The 18,733-nt window shown below is 37.8% G+C and carries 21 protein-coding genes; 14 read left to right on the forward strand and 7 right to left on the reverse strand.

Annotation, left to right across the window (positions count from 1 at the left end; translation table 11 throughout):
• Nucleotides 1–48: 48 nt before the first annotated feature.
• From AUO94_RS13330 to AUO94_RS13370, 9 genes are all read left to right on the forward strand, one after another.
• On the forward strand, nucleotides 49–1,224 hold the full coding sequence (locus tag AUO94_RS13330; protein ID WP_058384681.1) for an amidohydrolase: 1,176 nt from the start codon (nucleotides 49–51) through the stop codon (nucleotides 1,222–1,224).
• A 36-nt stretch (nucleotides 1,225–1,260) separates the two neighbouring features.
• On the forward strand, nucleotides 1,261–2,562 hold the full coding sequence (locus AUO94_RS13335) for a Zn-dependent hydrolase (protein ID WP_058384682.1): 1,302 nt from the start codon (nucleotides 1,261–1,263) through the stop codon (nucleotides 2,560–2,562).
• A 229-nt stretch (nucleotides 2,563–2,791) separates the two neighbouring features.
• Nucleotides 2,792–3,091 (forward strand): replication/maintenance protein RepL, encoded by a 300-nt coding sequence (locus AUO94_RS13340; protein ID WP_058384683.1) that lies wholly within the window; start codon nucleotides 2,792–2,794, stop codon nucleotides 3,089–3,091.
• 166 nt (nucleotides 3,092–3,257) lie between these two features.
• Nucleotides 3,258–3,437 (forward strand): hypothetical protein, encoded by a 180-nt coding sequence (locus AUO94_RS17465; RefSeq protein ID WP_169793182.1) that lies wholly within the window; start codon nucleotides 3,258–3,260, stop codon nucleotides 3,435–3,437.
• A 497-nt stretch (nucleotides 3,438–3,934) separates the two neighbouring features.
• Nucleotides 3,935–4,603 carry a YveK family protein gene (locus AUO94_RS13350; protein ID WP_058384685.1) on the forward strand — a complete coding sequence of 223 codons (669 nt, stop codon included), beginning with the start codon at nucleotides 3,935–3,937 and terminating at the stop codon, nucleotides 4,601–4,603.
• A 28-nt stretch (nucleotides 4,604–4,631) separates the two neighbouring features.
• Nucleotides 4,632–5,645: a GNAT family N-acetyltransferase gene (locus AUO94_RS13355; RefSeq protein WP_058384686.1), complete on the forward strand. Its 1,014-nt coding sequence runs from the start codon at nucleotides 4,632–4,634 to the stop codon at nucleotides 5,643–5,645.
• Nucleotides 5,632–6,180 carry a hypothetical protein gene (locus AUO94_RS13360; protein ID WP_237150125.1) on the forward strand — a complete coding sequence of 183 codons (549 nt, stop codon included), beginning with the start codon at nucleotides 5,632–5,634 and terminating at the stop codon, nucleotides 6,178–6,180. Before AUO94_RS13355 ends, AUO94_RS13360 begins: the two co-directional genes overlap by 14 nt.
• A 26-nt stretch (nucleotides 6,181–6,206) precedes the next feature.
• On the forward strand, nucleotides 6,207–6,554 hold the full coding sequence (locus tag AUO94_RS13365; RefSeq protein WP_058386862.1) for an MGMT family protein: 348 nt from the start codon (nucleotides 6,207–6,209) through the stop codon (nucleotides 6,552–6,554).
• A 149-nt stretch (nucleotides 6,555–6,703) separates the two neighbouring features.
• On the forward strand, nucleotides 6,704–7,441 hold the full coding sequence (locus tag AUO94_RS13370) for a gamma-glutamyl-gamma-aminobutyrate hydrolase family protein (RefSeq protein ID WP_237150126.1): 738 nt from the start codon (nucleotides 6,704–6,706) through the stop codon (nucleotides 7,439–7,441).
• Between the two features lie 173 nt (nucleotides 7,442–7,614).
• Here the strand turns inward: AUO94_RS13370 and AUO94_RS13375 are convergent, their stop codons facing one another.
• Together AUO94_RS13375 and AUO94_RS13380 are read right to left on the reverse strand one after the other, a co-directional pair.
• Nucleotides 7,615–8,382: a hypothetical protein gene (locus AUO94_RS13375; protein ID WP_058384688.1), complete on the reverse strand. Its 768-nt coding sequence runs from the start codon at nucleotides 8,380–8,382 to the stop codon at nucleotides 7,615–7,617.
• Between the two features lie 5 nt (nucleotides 8,383–8,387).
• The gene (locus AUO94_RS13380) at nucleotides 8,388–9,683 is read right to left on the reverse strand and encodes a helix-turn-helix domain-containing protein (protein WP_058384689.1); all 1,296 of its coding nucleotides are present in this window, start codon (nucleotides 9,681–9,683) and stop codon (nucleotides 8,388–8,390) included.
• Between the two features lie 506 nt (nucleotides 9,684–10,189).
• Between AUO94_RS13380 and AUO94_RS13385 the strand changes: the two genes are divergently transcribed.
• The gene (locus AUO94_RS13385; protein WP_058384690.1) at nucleotides 10,190–10,783 is read left to right on the forward strand and encodes a general stress protein; all 594 of its coding nucleotides are present in this window, start codon (nucleotides 10,190–10,192) and stop codon (nucleotides 10,781–10,783) included.
• Between the two features lie 112 nt (nucleotides 10,784–10,895).
• Entirely contained in the window at nucleotides 10,896–11,765 is an 870-nt protein-coding gene (locus AUO94_RS13390; protein WP_058384691.1) for a general stress protein, read from the forward strand.
• A gap of 40 nt (nucleotides 11,766–11,805) precedes the next feature.
• On the opposite strand, the gene brnQ is transcribed toward AUO94_RS13390, so the two are convergent.
• From brnQ to AUO94_RS13405, 3 genes are all read right to left on the reverse strand, one after another.
• A complete protein-coding gene (gene brnQ, locus AUO94_RS13395) occupies nucleotides 11,806–13,131 on the reverse strand; it encodes a branched-chain amino acid transport system II carrier protein (RefSeq protein WP_058384692.1) in 1,326 nt (441 codons plus the stop codon).
• Nucleotides 13,132–13,248: 117 nt separating this feature from the next.
• Nucleotides 13,249–13,434, reverse strand: a complete 186-nt coding sequence (locus tag AUO94_RS13400) for a CsbD family protein (protein ID WP_058384693.1) — start codon at nucleotides 13,432–13,434, stop codon at nucleotides 13,249–13,251.
• Nucleotides 13,435–13,499: 65 nt separating this feature from the next.
• Nucleotides 13,500–13,802 (reverse strand): hypothetical protein, encoded by a 303-nt coding sequence (locus tag AUO94_RS13405; RefSeq protein WP_058384694.1) that lies wholly within the window; start codon nucleotides 13,800–13,802, stop codon nucleotides 13,500–13,502.
• Between the two features lie 106 nt (nucleotides 13,803–13,908).
• Here AUO94_RS13405 and AUO94_RS17715 point away from each other — a divergent pair, with 106 nt between their 5' ends.
• Together AUO94_RS17715 and AUO94_RS13410 are read left to right on the forward strand one after the other, a co-directional pair.
• Nucleotides 13,909–14,037 (forward strand): NAD-dependent epimerase/dehydratase family protein, encoded by a 129-nt coding sequence (locus AUO94_RS17715; RefSeq protein WP_257721243.1) that lies wholly within the window; start codon nucleotides 13,909–13,911, stop codon nucleotides 14,035–14,037.
• A 373-nt stretch (nucleotides 14,038–14,410) separates the two neighbouring features.
• Entirely contained in the window at nucleotides 14,411–15,487 is a 1,077-nt protein-coding gene (locus AUO94_RS13410) for a glycosyltransferase family 4 protein (protein ID WP_058384695.1), read from the forward strand.
• A gap of 103 nt (nucleotides 15,488–15,590) precedes the next feature.
• Here AUO94_RS13410 and AUO94_RS13415 read toward each other — a convergent pair whose 3' ends face one another.
• Together AUO94_RS13415 and AUO94_RS13420 are read right to left on the reverse strand one after the other, a co-directional pair.
• Nucleotides 15,591–16,628: an LCP family protein gene (locus AUO94_RS13415; protein WP_058384696.1), complete on the reverse strand. Its 1,038-nt coding sequence runs from the start codon at nucleotides 16,626–16,628 to the stop codon at nucleotides 15,591–15,593.
• Nucleotides 16,629–16,786: 158 nt separating this feature from the next.
• A complete protein-coding gene (locus AUO94_RS13420; RefSeq protein WP_058384697.1) occupies nucleotides 16,787–17,422 on the reverse strand; it encodes a YigZ family protein in 636 nt (211 codons plus the stop codon).
• A gap of 155 nt (nucleotides 17,423–17,577) precedes the next feature.
• On the opposite strand from AUO94_RS13420, the gene AUO94_RS13425 reads away from it, so the two are divergent.
• The gene (locus AUO94_RS13425) at nucleotides 17,578–18,723 is read left to right on the forward strand and encodes a sensor histidine kinase (RefSeq protein ID WP_058384698.1); all 1,146 of its coding nucleotides are present in this window, start codon (nucleotides 17,578–17,580) and stop codon (nucleotides 18,721–18,723) included.
• Nucleotides 18,724–18,733 lie beyond the last annotated feature (10 nt).

Below are 18,733 nucleotides of genomic sequence, written 5' to 3' on the forward strand. Positions count from 1 at the left end.
TCTTCAACCTATTAAGTGCAGTAAAATAGAAAGTGGAGTGAATTGAAGATGATCAATCAAACAATAAAAAACGCCATTATAGAAAATAATGCCGAAATGATTCAAATACGTCAAAAGCTTCATAGTGAGCCCGAATTATCATGGCAGGAATTTGAAACTTCTCAATTTGTTTATGATTACTTAACTGAACTTGGCATCGATGCACGCCTGACAGAGCCAACTGGTGTTATTGGAGAGCTAAAAGGTGGGAAACAAGGACAGACTGTCGCGTTACGTGCGGATATGGACGCTTTGTCTGTTGAAGAACTAAATACAGACTTGCCGTACAAATCCAAAAATCTTGGCAAAATGCATGCATGTGGACACGATGCTCATACGGCCATGCTCTTATCAGCAGCTAAAGCACTGGTCAGTGTTAAAGAAGAAATTTCAGGCAATGTTCGTTTTATCTTTCAGCCTGCTGAAGAAGTGGCGACCGGTGCTAAAGCAATGGTTGAACAAGGAGCAGTTGAAGGAGTCGATGACGTTTTTGGTATTCATATTTGGTCTCAAGGAGCTACCAGCAAAGTGGCCTGTAATCCAGGACCTGCATTTGCCTCAGCAGACATTTTTAACGTGCGGTTTAAAGGACAGGGTGGACACGGAGCGATGCCGCAAGCTTGCATTGACGCGGCAATTATTGCTTCTTCATTCGTAATGAATGTACAATCAGTGGTCTCTCGTACAGTTGATCCTATGCAGTCAGCAGTAGTAACAATTGGAAAAATGGTCGTAGGAACTCGTTTTAACATTATTGCTGAAAATGCTGAAATTGAAGGAACGGTCAGGTGTTTCGATCCCTCAATCCGTGACCATATCGAAAAGCAGCTACAAGTTTATGCGGATCATACAGCTGCAATTTACGGAGGTACTGCAGAAGTTGACTATATTAGAGGTACACAAGCTGTTATAAATGGAACTGAAAGTGCCCAATTGGTCCAAAGAGTAGCAATCGAAGCATTTGGAAAAGATGCGATTTATAACGAAGAACCTACAATGGGTGGAGAAGATTTTTCATTTTACTTAGATGAAGTTCCCGGAAGCTTTGCGTTAGTCGGAAGCGGCAACGCAGAAAAAGATACGCAGTGGGCGCATCATCACGGGAAGTTTAATGTGGATGAAGATGCATTGACAACAGGTGCAGAACTTTATGCACAATATGCGTGGTCTTTTTTAACTAAATAATACACAGGCTACTAGTTAAAAACTAAGGAGGAAGTTATGAGTACTACTAATGATAATCCTTTATATGAAGAGTTATTAAAAGATTACGATACAAAACTTGATCATTCAGGCATTAACGGCAAACGTATTGCGAAACGATTAGTTGAATTGTCTAAAATAGGATTTGTTCAAGTTGGCGGAGTCAAACGACCTGGTTTCTCAAATGAAGAAAAAGACGCAAAAGTTCTCGTTAAAAAGTGGATGGCTGAAGCGGGATTAACGGTTTCCGAAGACGGGGCAGGAAATGTCACGGCTCGATTGGAAGGAAAGAACAATCATCCAGCCATTGCGTCGGGTTCCCATGTCGACAGTGTGCCAAATGGAGGTAATTTTGATGGTCCGTTGGGCGTTTTATCGGCATTAGAAGTTGCAGAATCATGGAAAGAAGAGGGATACATTCCTCAAAAACCGTATGAAGTCATTATTTTTTCTGACGAGGAAGGATCACGATTTAACAGTGGATTAACAGGAAGTCAAGCGATGACGGGTGCTATTTCTGAAGAAGAAATGGCACAACTAAGAGATTATAACGGGGACACGCTAGAACAAGTGTTAACGCATTACGGCAGTACACTGGGAGCATTTAAAGCTGCAGGTAGAGATTTGGCTGAATTGGAATTGTTTGTAGAAGTACATATCGAACAAGGAAAAAAACTAGAAATAGTAAATCAACCAGTCGGAATTGTCAGTGGCATTGCCGGACCTGCTTGGCTTGCTGTGGAATTTGCTGGGGAAGCCGGACATGCTGGAAATACGCCAATGATTGGCAGAAAAGACTGCCTAATAGCGGCAGCGGAATTTATTCAATCGATTCCTCAGTTTCCCAAAACAGTTAGTGACACCGCAGTAGCGACCGTTGGAAAAATGGATGTTTTTCCAAACGGTGCAAATGTAATTCCTGAAAAAGTAAAATTACTTGTCGATATTCGAGATATAAACGAAGCACCAAGAGATCAACTCATTGATCAACTCATAGAACAAGCTGAAAAAGTTGCTGCCAAAAATGACATTCACGTAACAGTTAAATTGAATACGCGAATTCAGCCAGTGCCGATTGCTAAAGATTTGCAGAAACGCTTGGCCATTTCTTTAAATAAGTTTGGAATTTCGCCAACTTATATTCCGAGTGGAGCTGGTCACGATGCCATGAATCTGGGGCGCTTTATTCCAGTAGCTATGCTTTTTGTCAGAAGCAAAGATGGTATTAGCCACAATCCAAAAGAGTGGTCTAGTCTAAATGATTGTGTGATGGGAATACATGTATTAAAAGATTTTATTCAAGACGCAATGAAAAAATGAAAATACTAAGTCGTTTAACTTAAAAAAATGAAATTTACGAAATTGCAAAACAAACAACAGAATATATTTCTGTTGTTTGTTTTTTTTATTTAGAAAACCTTTTAATGGGTATTTTTATATGATTTTGGAATTATCAGTATTATATGAAATAGTATGTATATCTTTAGAGTGGAAGGGTATAGAGATAGTAAGCACGCTTCGATGGGCTGCAATTTTTGGAGGTGGTTAGATGAAAATAGTGGAAAATCTTATGCACAGTAGAACAGAAAATTTTTCGGAAGAGAAAATCTTAAGTGAATGCCGGGAGTATTTTTCATCAGAAACTGAAAAGACGGCAGAAACGGGAGAGAAGTTCATAAACTATTTTCTGAGGAATAGTTCGTCAGAAGGTGTACTTTTCAAAACGATCAAGGAAATTACAGCAGATATTAACATTTCACATCAAACTTTGACAAAAGTGTTAAAGACTTTGGAGTCAAAAGAAATTATTTATCGTAGAAATGGCATCATTGGCTTGTGGAAAGAGTAAAGGATGAATTTTTAACTTTTTCGAAAATAAACCTTACTGTGAACAGAACAACAAATCCATTTTCGCAATAAAAAATTCAAAGGTTTAAGTTAATTAAATTTGTTTATAGACGAAAGGGACTGCCTAAAAGGTCATAAAATGACTGTTAGGGTGCAGTCCCTTTTGCATGCTAAAAGACAGTTTAATGCCCGTCGCCAAAGGTACTTTCAGTGAGCACAGCCATAGCCATTTTAACTCTAAAAAAGTTCTTTCTACAAAAAGAAAAAAGTTTAAAGAAGCGACGTTACTTTCAGGAAATCCAAAAAATACACGCCCAGTTCAGGATTCTGAGCCAGCTATTCAATAAAACAGACGCAGAAAAAAGTTCTTTTTCTGCGTCTGTTTTATTTTTGAGGCTTCCGGGACCCCTGCTTTTTTGGTACGTCTGGACTTATATAGCTGAAGAAAAATTCTTAACGGTGAAGAGACAAACCATAGTTCTATCTGTGTTGATCGGTTAATCACGAACAAGTTGACGCTAGCTAGGTAAACATCTATAGGAATCAAGACAATTGCCACAAGTTAATAAGAATGAGACACGAACTTGGTGGGGTTAAACTTAACAGATAAGTCTTCAGTAGCGGTTAATTTATTTAATTCTAATTACCTAATTTAGAATAAAAATATAAAATAAAATTCGTGTCTTTGGACTAAATACTTATTTTTATTAATAATAATTTTAAAAATATCCTTAAAAGTGTAGATTGAACCACCTAAATATGATATAAATGAACTATAATAATCTGAATTTTTAGAAATAAAAATAAGATTCATGCTGTTATTGAGCACAAGGAGGTAAATCTAGTGAAAAGCAGAAAGATCATTGCGCATTTGTTGGCAAGTTATAAAAAACAAATCTACTTTTCGCTCAGCTTTACTTTTTTTCTAATGCTGACAGCCTCCTTGATTTTTGTTTTTATCATTGATTCAGAGTATCAGGCGTCTAGCCAATTGCTCGTGGAAAAATCACAATCGGTATTATCAAACCAGCTAAAGGAAAATAAGCAGATAGATTCCCGAATGATAGAAGCATATGCAGCTTTTATTGAAAGCTCGGAAGTACTGGATCAAGTTAGTAAAGATCTGCCGTTAAAAACGTCTGTTTCTGCTCTTCGCGAACAAATTCTTGTAAGCTATGCCAGTAACTCTCCAGTGTTAACGGTTACTGTTTCTTCTGCTAGTAGTCAGGAGTCAGTTAGCATTGCTAATGCAGTAGCAGCTGTTTTTCAAACTAAAGTAAGTGATTCTTTTCAAACAAATCCAGTCACTATCATTTCACAAGCAGTTCCTGAAAATGGGAGTAAAGAGCCTAGTCAGAAAGAGTTACTAATGAAGATAGCGATAGCTGGTACTTTTGGTTTTATTAGTAGCATCCTTTTAATAGCTAGTACCCATTCAGTGAAAAAAACGACAAATGCTAGAGATAGAAACATGTGGAAAAAAAATCGCCAATTACAGACAGTATTTAAGTAATTTTCTAGGTAGAGCAGGGGTGGAATGAATGTATGAACTGATCACGATACAAGATCGTAGTCGCTGGCAAAAAATTCTTGATAAATTACAAATAACAGACATTTATTATACAAGTCAATATTTTTTGGGAGCTCTAAAATTAGATCCTGGAGAAGCTTTGCTTTTTTACTATAAAGATGATGATGGGGAGGTCGCTTACCCTTTTATCAAAAGGGTAGTAAATGACGGAGATATCACTTATTTTGATGTTACAACGCCATTTGGTTATGGAGGACCTATATTGAACGTGGAGAAAAATGGTGCTAACTTGACGGCTAATTTCAGAAAATCTTTTATGACGTATTGCCAGAATGAGAAAATCATTGCCGAATATGTACGTTTTCATCCGCTGAAAGAAAATGCTCAATTTTTCGGGACTCATTTGAAAATTTCTTCATTATTTGAAACGTACACAATCAACTTAAAAGCTCATTTTACCCCTTCTCAAAAATTACTTCTGCCAAATAAAGAAGATGTTGATAATGCTTCAGAATTAATAGTAAAAAAGCTTGGAACTGTGCGTCATCTGTTTGAATTTCTAGTGTTGTATTACGCGGCGGCTAGAAGAAGAGAAGAAGCGGATAGCTATTATTTTTTTACCAATGATTATTTTGAAACATTGATTGGTTCAATGGGATCTAACCTACACTTATTTGGTGCCTTTCACGAAAACAAGCTAGTGTCAGCATGCTATGTTCTGACAATGGGCGATACGATTTATTATCATCTTGGGGGCAGTTTATCTGAAGTGGACAATGAAATGACTATGCGGACCTTATTGTTAAAAATAGCTGAATGGGGAGAAGAAAACTACTATGTCTTCTTTCATTTAGGTGGAGACTTTCAAGTAGAAGAAAATGAGAAACAAGAGATAAAAAAAGAAATTGCTAATTGCGGACCTGCCGTGTTTTATATTGGGCAACAAATACATGATCAACAAACCTATGATAATTTGGTGTCATTAGAAGAAGAAGACGTTATTCGGAGATATGGAAACATTTGATGATCATGTTAATTCGGCAGACATAAGAGCTAAATTATTTGGGGGAGGTATAATGATGAAGTATATGCAATATAAAGGTGTAGTGGAAAGAGAATATAAAAAATCTCTAAGAAAGATTATGTATGAAATTTGTGTAATAGAGGGACTTAATGCGTCTCTTGGAGCGAAGAAGTTGGGAGTGGCAAAAGAGATTTTTGTTTTTTGGAGAAATTTTTATCGCTTGGATATGAACCAGCAACTATTTGATCACACAGTTGCTAATATGGATCAGATGAAGTTTCTCTATCTCAACGAAGCGACCGGAATCGATTTAACGCGTCCATTAGAGTATGAAGATGAACAATCACTTGAAGGTTTTGAGGAATTGCTCGAAAGAATGATAGAGTATTATAAGTATGTACACGCTGAAAGTAATGGACTTGCAGTAGAAACAGGGAATCTGCCATTATATGAATGTGCGCAGCAACTTCTGGAGGAATATAAAACGGGAAGTTTATTGGCAAAAGTCGAACAACAAAAGAAAAAAGCCTTATAAAGATTTTGGTGGGACGGATGAAACGGATGCAGACTTTTACTGAAAGAGCTTTAAGAATTATCAAACAAATTCCGCCGGGTAAAATTATGACTTATGGCCAAGTCGCAGCGGCTGCTGGAAGCCCGCGTGGAGCCAGACAAGTAACGAGAATATTGCACAGTATGAGTGCCAAGCATAGTTTGCCATGGCATCGAATTGTTAACGCTAAAGGTCAAATTGTTCTACGGAATGAAGAGGCTCGATTTTTTCAAAGAAAAACGCTGCAAGAAGAAGGCGTGGAAATAGACAAGGACGACCGAATTGACTTACTCAAGTTTCGATTCCATCCTATTGCAGAGGAAGAAAAGATAGACTGTTTTAAAAACCCATTATGAGAAGGGTTTTTCGTTTAAAGAGTTTTCCTGAAAAACCAATAAAAATAAACATTTAAAGGATTCAGCATTGCGCTGAATCCTTTAAATGTTTATTGATTTTACTGGATAGGGTATATAGGAGGATATGAACAAATAGAGAAGAGGAAAAAATGATGGTAGCAAAAGATAAACCGGTAATTGGTATAACGGCACGTGTAGAAGAAGATCAGACTTATTCGCTAGACCCAGTGTATGGTAGAGCCATTCTTCGAGCAGGAGGGTTGCCGTTGATTGTTCCTATCGTAGACAGGGAAGATATTCCGTTGCTATGTGAGCGATTAGATGGACTGATTGTTACTGGCGGAGGGGATATTAATCCGACGCTATATGGAGAAGAGCCTCATTTACGTCTCGGCGCTGTTTATCCCGGCAGTGACGAATATGAAAAAGAATTAATTTTAAAATTTCTAGAGTTAGATAAGCCTTTTATCGGCATGTGTCGTGGACTGCAAATGTTTAACATCTCACTAGGTGGGACTAATTATCAAGATTTAGAATCTCAATTCGAAGGAAATTTACATCAGCATAAGCAGAATGCCATGCGAACTCATCGTACACATTCCGTAACTTTAGAAGATGAAAGTCTATTATACGACATCATGAAGGAGAAAAAATTCAACGTGAATTCTTTCCATCATCAAGGAGTGAAAGATGTTTCAGATCAATTGACAGTAGCAGCTCATGCTGCTGATGGTCTTGTAGAAGCGCTGGAAAGCAAAAATCATCAGTTTGCTATGGGTATTCAATGGCATCCAGAAGAATTTGCTCTTCAAGGAGACGAAGCTTCCATGAATATTTTTAAGCGTTTTGTTGATGAATGTCTAATAGACAAAAAACAAAATCAATAAAAAAAGAACGGCAAACAAGAAAACATCCAAGGATTAACTCATCCTTGGATGTTTTCTTGTTCTAACGACGCTAAGTTTTGAGTAGAATAAAAAAGCTGCCGCAATAAAAAAGCTGCCGCAATAAAAAAGCTGCCGCAATAAAAAAGCGGCAGCTTGATAAGATAGCAAAAAAATTATACTTGCTGAGTTTTAATAGACCAAGGCTCAGGAACACGAGCTTGAACGGCAACTTCAGTACCAATAGACCAAGGCTCAGGAACGCGAGCTTGAACGGCAACTTCAGTACCGGTAGACCAAGGCTCAGGGACGCGAGCTTGAACGGCAACTTCAGTACCGGTAGACCAAGGCTCAGGAACGCGAGCTTGAACGGCAACTTCGGTACCGGTAGACCAAGGCTCAGGAACGCGAGCTTGAACGGCAACTTCAGTACCAGTAGACCAAGGCTCAGGAACACGAGCTTGAACGGCAACTTCAGTACCGGTAGACCAAGGCTCAGGAACACGAGCTTGAACAGCAACTTCAGTACCGGTAGACCAAGGCTCAGGAACACGAGCTTGGACAGCAACTTCAGTACCGGTAGACCAAGGCTCAGGAACACGAGCTTGAACGGCAACTTCAGTACCGGTAGACCAAGGCTCAGGAACGCGAGCTTGAACAGCAACTTCAGTACCGGTAGACCAAGGCTCAGGGACGCGAGCTTGAACGGCAACTTCAGTACCGGTAGACCAAGGCTCAGGAACACGAGCTTGAACGGCAACTTCGGTACCAGTAGACCAAGGCTCAGGAACACGAGCTTGAACGGCAACTTCAGTACCGGTAGACCAAGGCTCAGGAACACGAGCTTGAACAGCAACTTCATCATTTAAATTGAAATTACTACCAACTGATAAACTACTAATTGCAAGAATAGAGAAGAACAAAATCGTCATGCCTTTTTTCATCACTTTCACTCCCTAGATAAAGTATTAATATTCTTATATGATTCTCTTGCTTTGTTCATAATTTCAGCTGATTCTTTGTAACGTCCTTGCTCATAGTGGATTCTGCCCAAGTGACCGAAATAATAGCCACTTTCGAAGTAATTGTTTGTTGCTTCAAGACTGGGGATCAACTGGCTTAGGACAAATTCTCCAAATTTTTCGTAGTCCTCGTTTAAAAGATGTACCAAACATATAAATTCAATATAGGCTTCTTTAAAAATATGATTAGTAGGTGAATCGATATTTAATTTTTTGTTTTCGACAAGTTCTGAGCCTTTGCGGATCCATTCCTTTGCAGCACCAAAGTTCTCTACCTCATATTGGCATTTAATTAAAATGCAATAACTTAATAAAAGGTCAGCACTATATTCTGGATGAATGTATTTCAATGAATTTTCCATATGAATAATTGAAAGCTCATAGTTTTGAAACAAGAAATATGAATATCCTAAATTAAATTCTGTCGTAAAGCGTAAAATATCAATTTCCAACTTATTGCCGATAGTTAATGCGTTTTTATAATGCTCCATCGACATTCGGAAATTGCCGAAATGCTGATGAGTAATTGCGATATTCAAATGGCATTCCACAATGCGTTTAGGAATGAATTCTTGCTGATAAATTTTCAGAGCCATTTCGGAATACTTAAAAGCCATTTCTGTTTCTCTACACTTCGTACTGGAGATGCCGATTGAATAATAAAGATCACCAAGTTCTGAAGCAGAAATCGTATTCGGTGCAATTTTTTCTGCAACGAAATAGGTTTTTAAGGCCTTTTCAAAATCGTTGAGAATATAATTGTAGTTTCCGATGTATTTATGAAATAAATAAAACTGTTCCTGACTCATAAATTCTCTGAAACGGTCCATTTCTTTAATTTTTTCTTCGGCACTATCTAGGTCGCCGGTAATAATAAAATACCGAATTTGTTGAATGCAGTACTCAAGTTCCACATCTTCATCAGCGCTCAGTAAAGGATGGCCTTGGATGTCGTTGTACTGTTCCATAATTTCGGCTTTGTTATGCGGATGTAATAAAGAGTTTTTAAAGTTTTTTACAAGAACTTTTCCAATTGGGTTATCTTTTGGTGCCAGCGGAATAGTCAATTTTTTGCACAAAGCTTCCAGTTCTTTTAACGCTGGGTCTTTAACGCCACTTTCAATTTTTTTCAGCTCTCTGGGAGATAGTATGCCAGAGGAGAATTCTTCTAAGCTAATTTTCTGTTTTAAACGATGGTATTTTAAACGCATTCCCGTGTCCATTACTGCTCTCCTTTCTTGTTGCAAGGGCAGTACTTCCGTTAGCCATGTAGGAGAGATGTTTTCGACCTTCCTCGGTCCATCTGAAAAGTAAGAAGAAAATAGATCACCAAGTACAATGATTGCCGCCTCCACATCCTGTTTTTCACTTTGATTTATGTCTTTAAGCTATGATATCATCAATTTTCGAAATAAACTGCTTTTTTATATTAGAATTATGAGAAAATGAAAAAAAGGTAAAATATGCCTACTTCGGTAAATGTTGAATGCAAAAAAAAGAAAATAGCTTTTTAAATAGATCTATTGAACTATTACCTAGAAGGAAATTAATGTTTCTGTCTAATCTTCTTTTCCACGATTACTAGTAATAAGAACAAATACACGATTTGACAAATCGTAACTAGTGAAGAAGAGATTTTTCTTACTCTAATGACAAAATAGTTTATTGGATGCCCAATAAGGGGTAAACATTACTTATAATAGTCTATTAAATTGACGGAGGTTTTCAAATGAGTTCACACACTAAAGTGCTGGCAGTAGTTTTCTCAGAAAGTGATTTGCAGAAAAAAATTGGGGAATTAAAAAGCCAAGGCTACAAGGAGCAGAATCTTCATATCATGGCTAAAGACACATCGCATTTTGAAGAGTATTCATTTGATAAACAAGAAGTTGATACGTTTACTGATAAATTTAAAGGATTCATTTCTGGAGACAGTGGTGTTCGTGAGGGAGTAAAATCGTTAAAGCTCTCAGAAACGGAAACCGCACGGTATACTGCAGATCTTGCAAAAGGCGGAATTCTTCTCTACCAAGATGAAGATGAAGAAACGATACTCGATACGATTTCTGTTAACGAAGTAAGTGCAGAAAAAGAAAAAACAAATGATTCGCAAAGACAGCAATTCATTAATTCTGTCGATAATAATTTTGATGAACAAGAAGACCGCTTTGAACGAGGAGAAACATTCCAACAAGACCCTACATTAATTCAAGACGAAAGACACAATTCATTTACTACTCAGGAAAATCCTGAAGTTGAAAAAGCTAGAGGCGGTTCTAGTGAAGCTGAAAAACATAGCCAGAGCGATAAGAAATATAAATAAAACTTTACTGTATCTTCAGCTCTCGGGTAAGAATTAAGCAGTTTTGCAGGTTTCGAAGATTGCGATGACGAGGTAAGTAAAGACAATAACAGTACACAGGAGGTTTAATAAAATGAAATCAGGAAATCGTGAATTTGAGATCGTTTACAGCAAGTCAGAAATGGAAACAGTAATTGAGTCATTAAAAACAAAGGGTTATCGTGAAGAAGATATTCATGTGATGGCCAATGATAGAGAAGTAATTGACTCTGCAGGTAGCAAAGGGGTTCATGCGAATCAGGCAAACTCTTTTTCCAATCGCTTTAAAACGCTGCTAAGTGGAAAAGACGTTGTAAGAAAAGAATTAGACCGTTTTAATATGAGTAAAGATAGAACAGATGATTATGAACGTAAAATTGAAAAAGGTGCCGTTCTTCTTTATACGGACGGAGAAGGAAGATCAGGTGAAGAGGAAAATTTTTCGTCTTTCGATGATTCAAATAGCTCAATAAATCTAGAAGAAGGAACTGCTGGTACGCCTAGTTCCGGAACAGTCACTCGCCACCAAGCAAGCAATCCTGGATCTGATGAAATTTACGCACGAGAAGTTTCTAGAGAAGACCAACATGTACGTTCTAGTGACAATGATCGTCTGCAGGATTCTCGCTTAAAGGGTGATGAAATTCACCCGACCAGTGGGTTGAAAAAGGATGAAGGTTCTACTCTAGAGAAAGAATTAGATCATGAACCAGCTCTTCAAACAAAAGAAGGTGCGGAAAATCTATTACACGAAGAGGGTATAAATAATCGGCAAGATGAACCTTCACCAGGCGCAGATCCAAATTTAGGCCCAGCTCCGTTCGGGAGAAACTCTGAAGAAGAGGAACTGATGAACAACCGACAAGGTGATTTTAAAGAAGGCGCAAATCCCCACGAACATCGCGATATTGAGAGTCAAAAAAATAAAGACGATAAAAACCCACCAACACAAAGACTATTTTAAATTCAAAAGAGCTTTCCCGATAGTAATCGGGAAAGCTCTTTTAGTTTTTACTATGTGTAGAACGCGCAATTATAATTCCTATCGAAGTTCCGATGACAGCTGGGAGAATCCAGCCAATCCCTTGTTCAAAAAACAGTAAATACTGGAAAATTGAATCTATTTGTTCGAAAGCAATCCCAGTTGAACGTAAGGCATCGAAAATACTGACAACTGCAGTTGCAGAAAGAGCAATTACATAAACGAAAGGTTTTCTGTAAAATAGATGGTCAAAAAATGACAATACTACAAGAACGATGGCTACAGGGTAAATAGCCAGTAGCACCGGTAGAGAAATAGCAATCAACTGTGTTAAGCCGACATTTGCAATGGTAGCGGAAAACGATGCGAACAAAAATACATAAGTGATATAAGAAAACTTAGGTAAAATCTTAAAGAAAAATTGAGCGGTAGCAGATACTAAACCGATGGAAGTCGTCAGACAAGCAAAGGTGATTGCTGCAGACAGGATAATTCCTCCGATTTCTCCATATAAGACACGTGACGCCATGGCGATAATCATGCCGCCGTTATCTTGAAGGCCGATAGCTTCCACGCTGGTTGCACCAATATAACTTAACGACAAGTAGACAGCAGATAAACCAATAGCGGCAATAAACCCTGCATAAGCAGTAGTCCTTAAGATGATTCTAGTATCGGTAATTCCCTTACTCCGAATAGATTGAATAATAACAATTCCAAAAACCAATGCGGCAATAGCATCCATCGTAAGGTACCCTTGTAAGAAGCTTTCAAAAAAAGCTTCCGTATCGTAATTTCCGATAGGTGACTTTATGGGGCCCATGGGTGTTAGAAAGCTTTTTATAGCTAACAGCCCAATAACTACTATTAATAAAGGTGTTAAAATTTTACCAATTCTATCAACTAATTTTGTCGGGTTCATCGCGAACAAAACAGTAATAGCGAAAAAGACAAAGGTGAAAATTAGTAAAGACCAAAAAGAATCAGCGAAACTGGCTGGTAGAAAAGGAGAAGCACCAATTTCAAAAGCAACAGTAGCTGTACGCGGGATTCCGAAAAAGGGACCGATAGCTAAATAAACAATTAACGTGAATACGATACCGAATAATGGATGGACGCGTCCGGCAATGGATTGAAGATCTCCGCCCGCTTTTGCAATAGCGAGAATACCTAATAATGGAAGACCGACCCCTGTTAATAAAAAACCGGTAATAGCAACAAATAATTGATCACCGGCGAGTTGACCCAAATAAGGGGGAAAGATGATATTCCCTGCTCCCAGAAACAAAGCAAAAAGCATAAGTCCAAGGGTCAGAATATCCATTTTTGTAAGCGCCTTCTTTATCATTATAAGCTCCTTAATAAATAACATTTATACACGGTTATTTATTATAACAGAATGCTTTAATTTTTGAAAACTTTTAAAAACCAAAAAGAAAAACCCGGTTATAAAACCGGATTTTTCTTATTTCTTATCATTATTTTTGAAATCGCCAATCTTATCTTGAATATTGCCTTTAGCTTTATCCATTTTGCCTTCAGCCTGCGTACTCGAATCATTAGTAGCATTACCGATTTGGTCTTTAATTTCGCCTTTGCCTTTGTTTACTGCACCTTTTAATTTGTCGGAAAATCCTTTGTTATCACTCATCAATGATTCCTCCTTTAAATTTTAACTTACTACTACTAATAACCTTCTATTGAATAAGTTAAACATCAAAGCGGACAATCTGTTGGAAGTTTAAGGTTTAACAAAGTTTGTTTAGCGGTATCTTTAACAGTAATGCATAAATCTTCTTTACTCAGCCTTTTCAACGTTTGAAGAGGGGTATTGGCGTTTATAGCAACACTGAATCTCACTTCTGGGTGTTGATCCATAGACAAGTCAACAAGTAGTCCTTCACAGTTGATAACTTTTGCGAGATCTGCGCGGCGCTGGTAATCCATTTTCAATACAGCAGCTTCATCTGAATGTGTCCACACCTTTTTCAGTGAGTAGATTTGAAGCGTGTCATCCATCTGGTTTACACCCCTAATAAAATAATAGAAAATTCTTTATATTCCATTCAATATATCATACTATTAAGAAAAAAGTAAGTAAAATTACTTATAAAGGAGTGAGAAAATGATGGCATTAGTCCTTGAAGGCACTTCTTTTGTAGGGAGACATATGGTAGAGAAACTATTGGGCAAAGAGCATGAAGTAGTTTTGTTTAATCGAGAAAAAAGTAATCCTCGATTTTTCCGAAATTAAGATGGTTCGAGTGAATTTTCAGAGGGTTTCATACGTGTGGATAATGACAAGGCGAAAAGAGCAGGACTTGTATTTCATACTCTCCAACCGACCTACTTGAATGGAGTGGCAAAAAAGAAGTTTCAATTTTGAAAGTAGGCATAAGCAAAGAAAAAGAGAGAGTTATTACTAGGTGACGAAATAAGAACGCCTGATTAACGAAATTATCAGTTGAACAAGAGTGTGGAAACTTTCTGAGGAAAAATACGTCCCACTTGTAAGGAAGAAAGAAGCTTGAAAAGCTTAAAGACAAGTATGTTTTTATTCATTTATTGCTGGGGCATGTTATAATACCAATTGGATATGTATAGAAGATACTTTAAGGAGGAAAGATATGCTATACCTCATGATGGCCTTGGCATTTATCGCTTCGATTGTGCTAACTCCAATTGTCAAACGCATTGCCTTTCGTGTAGGGGCAGTTGACAAACCGAATTATCGAAAAGTTCATGCGAGAATTATGCCGCGATTAGGCGGATTAGCCATTTTTGGTTCGTTTTTAATTGCGTATTTTATATTTAAGCCTCAAGATCCAATTTCAAATGCTATTGAAGCTTCATTTATTCCCATTGAAACAGCGATTATTATAGGTGCTTTATTGATTATCATTACAGGGGTACTGGATGATATGTACGAAATCAGTGCCAAAGCAAAATTAGTTGGGCAATTGGTTGCCGCTGGAATCGTCGTAATTGGTGGGGGGCTCGAAATTTCTTTTATTAACCTGCCATTTGGTGGAGTATTGGATTTTGGCTACTTTAGTATTCCACTGACTGTTCTATGGATTGTTGGAATTACCAATGCAATCAATTTAATTGATGGGCTTGATGGATTGGCTGCTGGGGTATCAACGGTTGCCTTATTAACTTTAGCAGCTATGGCGTTTATTATGGGCGACGTTTATGTGATGTCAATGGCTGCTTTGCTAGCCGCCAGCACTTCAGGATTTTTGGTTTATAATTTTCATCCTGCCAAAATATTTATGGGGGACACGGGTGCATTATTTCTAGGATTTATGATTTCAGTGCTAGCATTGATGGGCTTTAAAAACGTCACAGTTGTCGCATTGATCATTCCTATTATTATGTTGGGTGTTCCAATTTCAGATACGTTTTTCGCTATCGTTCGTCGAGTTCGTGAGAAAAAATCAATATCAGAAGCGGATAAATCTCACCTTCACCATTGCCTGTTAAATATCGGATTTTCGCATAGTCAAACTGTTTTAATTATCTATGGAATTGCCGCTTTGTTTGGTCTTGCAGCACTCTTGTTTTCGCAAGCTACATTGTGGGGAGGCATTTTGCTAATTAGTATTATGCTGCTCGCTATAGAGCTTTTTGTAGAGGTAGTTGGTTTGGCAGGGAAAAATTACCGTCCATTATTAAATTTAGTGCGTCTGATTGGGAAATAAAGAGATTGAACTCGAAGCTTATCGCTTTTGGTTCAATTTTTTTGTGGAAAAAGGTTTTCTCAGTTATTAACTAGTTCGATTCAATAAAAAAACACCGCAGTTTTCACTGTGGTGTTTCGTTTTCTTCAGTTGGGTAATCAGCAATTTCTCGATGAGTGCCCATATCAGTTAAATTAGACGTATCCGGTTTCAATCCCAAATGGCTTTGCAATACGTCTTGAATTTCTAATAAGGACTCTTGTTCTAACTGCCAATAATAAATGCCGGTTGACATGTCATCATAGCCATCAAGTGTCATCGTTTCGACATCCGGTTTGCCATCTTTGGCATATTCGAACAATGCACGCATGTTTTGGAAACTTAAATCTGTTTTCATATTATCTCCAACTGCCTCAAAGACATCTCCATATTTAGTAATAGATCCGGCTGATAAAGCGCGGTCCATAATGGATTCTAAAATCATTTGTTGGCGTTTTCCACGCTCAATATCATTGTCGTAATGACGAGTTCTAGCAAGAGCAAGTGCTTCGCTGCCGTCGAGAAATTGAATTCCCTCTTTTAGTTCAATCGCATTCTTTGAATCATTTTCATCTTGTTCCGTAATATCATAGGGAACTTCCACTTTGATGCCGCCGAGTGCATCAACTACTTCGATAAAAGCGTCAAAATTCATACGGAGATAATAATCGACCGGTACGTCTAATAATTCTTCTACGCTTTCAATAGTAGAACTTGGTCCGTTTAAAGCATAGGCATGTGTGATTTTATCTTCTTTTCCTGCATCCGGTATAAATGTGTAAGTGTCTCGAGGAATACTAACCAACTTGATGGATTTGTCTGCATTGTTTAACGTAGCCAGTACGAGTGCATCTGAGCGGATATTACCATCACTTTGATTGCGTTGTTCACTGTCGTCGACTCCGATAAATAAGATGGAAATGTTATCTGTAAGCGGTTCAACATCTTCATTTATATTTCCGACAGGTTCATAAGCGGTATCCACTGCAGATTCAGCTTCCTTAATTAAGTAAATGCCGTAAGCAGAGACACAGATAAGTAGCGAGACAGCTAAAGTAACGATTATTTTGATAATCGTCCTTTTTTTGTCTACTTTCGTTTTCCGATAAATTTTTCGGTTCATCTCTATTGCTCCTCTATGAATTATGGGCTAACCGAGTAGTTGATACGGATCAATCCAATCTTTTAATGAAAACATATTAATTTTTTTAAAAGTCTGTTTCATTTTTCTATGCTTTTGACAGTATACAGTGATTTTTGAGATGCGTAAATGAAAAGAATTTAAGGTGCTGGGAATTCAAGAAATTGGCTGTCTGTAATACTAATATGAGCTTGTCCATTTGTCAGTTCATTTATCCAGTCCATAAACTCTTTTTCTTTTTCAATGGGGACATGAATATAAAGATCAACAGATTCCATATATTCTATATGATTTAGCGGAAATGGAGATTGGCGAATTTCGTTTTCTAGTTTGCCAAGCCATGTATAATCAATGGAAGTTTTCATTAAGTAATGAAGCTTTCTTTCTACGATACCAGCAGCTGAGAGTGCAGCCGATGTGGATTTTCCGTAAGCGCGTATCAATCCGCCACTACCTAGCTTAATGCCACCATAATAACGGGTGACAACAACTACAGTGTCTTGTAAACCTTGTTTTTTTAACACTTCGAGCATCGGAAATCCAGCAGTACCGCTTGGTTCACCGTCATCGTTTGCTTTTTGGATAGAGTCATGTTCCCCAATAAGATAGGCAGAACAGTTATGAGTGGCAGTTCGATGAAGCGATTTAATCGATTCGATAAATTTAATGGCTTGCTGTTCATTTTCTGCGCGTGCAGCATGCCCGATAAACCTAGATTTTTGGATAAGTATTTCTGCGTTGGCAGTATCGCCTACAGTTGTGTAATTTTCTCGCAATTTGATTCCTCCTGTTGTAAAATGAAATCAGATAATTTGTAACGTATATTTAACATAGTCTTACGTATATAGTGATATACTTATTACAACCGACAAGGTATAAAGAAGCAAGAACAATACCTAGATACAGTCAGTATAGCTAAGGCGGTTTTAAAATGGCAAAGAAAATCGGTGGAAAAGCACCTGATTCTATTTTTAATACAATGTTAGATGGAATGGAACAGGCGAAGCAGGATATTTTCGCCATTAGTGAAGAAAGTCGCCAAAGTTATGAAGTGATGAAAGACGAGCTGGAAGAGGTCCGGATGGATATTACAACGGTCATTGAAACCGGAGATCTTTTAGAAGAAAAAACACGTACTGCCCGGAGGCGTTTAGCGGAAGTATCTCAGTTTTTTGATTCTTTCACTGAAAGTCAGGTTCGTCAAGTGTATGAACAAGCAAACGAGCTTCAAGTGCAATTATCCTCTAATCGCAGCGAAGAGAAAAAGTGTCGGCAAAAGCGAGATAAGTTACAGCGACGGCTTCAAACTTTGCTTCAAACAATTGAGCGAACTGAAAGCCTAGTCAATCAAATAAATATTGCTAGCAGTTATTTAGTGTCAGACTTTAAAGATGTCGATGAAGCCATCGATAAGAGTAAGTCAAGTCAAGATTATAGCTTTCGAATCATTGAAGCACAAGAGGAAGAACGAAAGCGTTTATCAAGAGAAATTCATGACGGGCCTGCTCAAATGATGGCGAATGTGCTGCTTCGCTCAGACTTAATTGAAAGAACCTATCGTGAAAAAGGTCCTGAACCGGCTTTTCAGGAAATTACTTCATTAAAGGAAATGGTCAGACAGGCACTTACTGAAGTAAGAAGGATCATTTATGATTTGCGTCCGATGACGCTTGATGATCTCGGTCTAGTACCGACTTTAAAAAAGTACATTGATACTATTGAAGAGTATAATAAGGGCATTAAATTGAAGTTTTTGTCTAAGGGCAAAGAAGAACGATTGCCTAACAACTACGAAACTGCTATTTTCCGTCTTGTTCAAGAAGGGATTTCAAACGCAATCCGTCATGGGAAATCGAATGTAATCACCGTAGAGATGGAATGGTTAAGTGATCAAGTAAAAATTATGGTAACAGATAACGGCACTGGTTTTGATCAAGGAATTGTAAAGAACCAGTCATTTGGGTTAGCAGGCATGAGAGAAAGGATAGAATTAGTCGAAGGAGACTTCTTTATCAATTCCTCACCTGGGAACGGTACGGTCTTAATGTTTCATATCCCTTTTAAAAAGGGTAAGTAAGATAGGGTAT

The sequence above is a fragment of the Planococcus kocurii genome, from assembly GCF_001465835.2.
Taxonomy (GTDB): Bacteria; Bacillota; Bacilli; order Bacillales_A; family Planococcaceae; genus Planococcus; species Planococcus kocurii.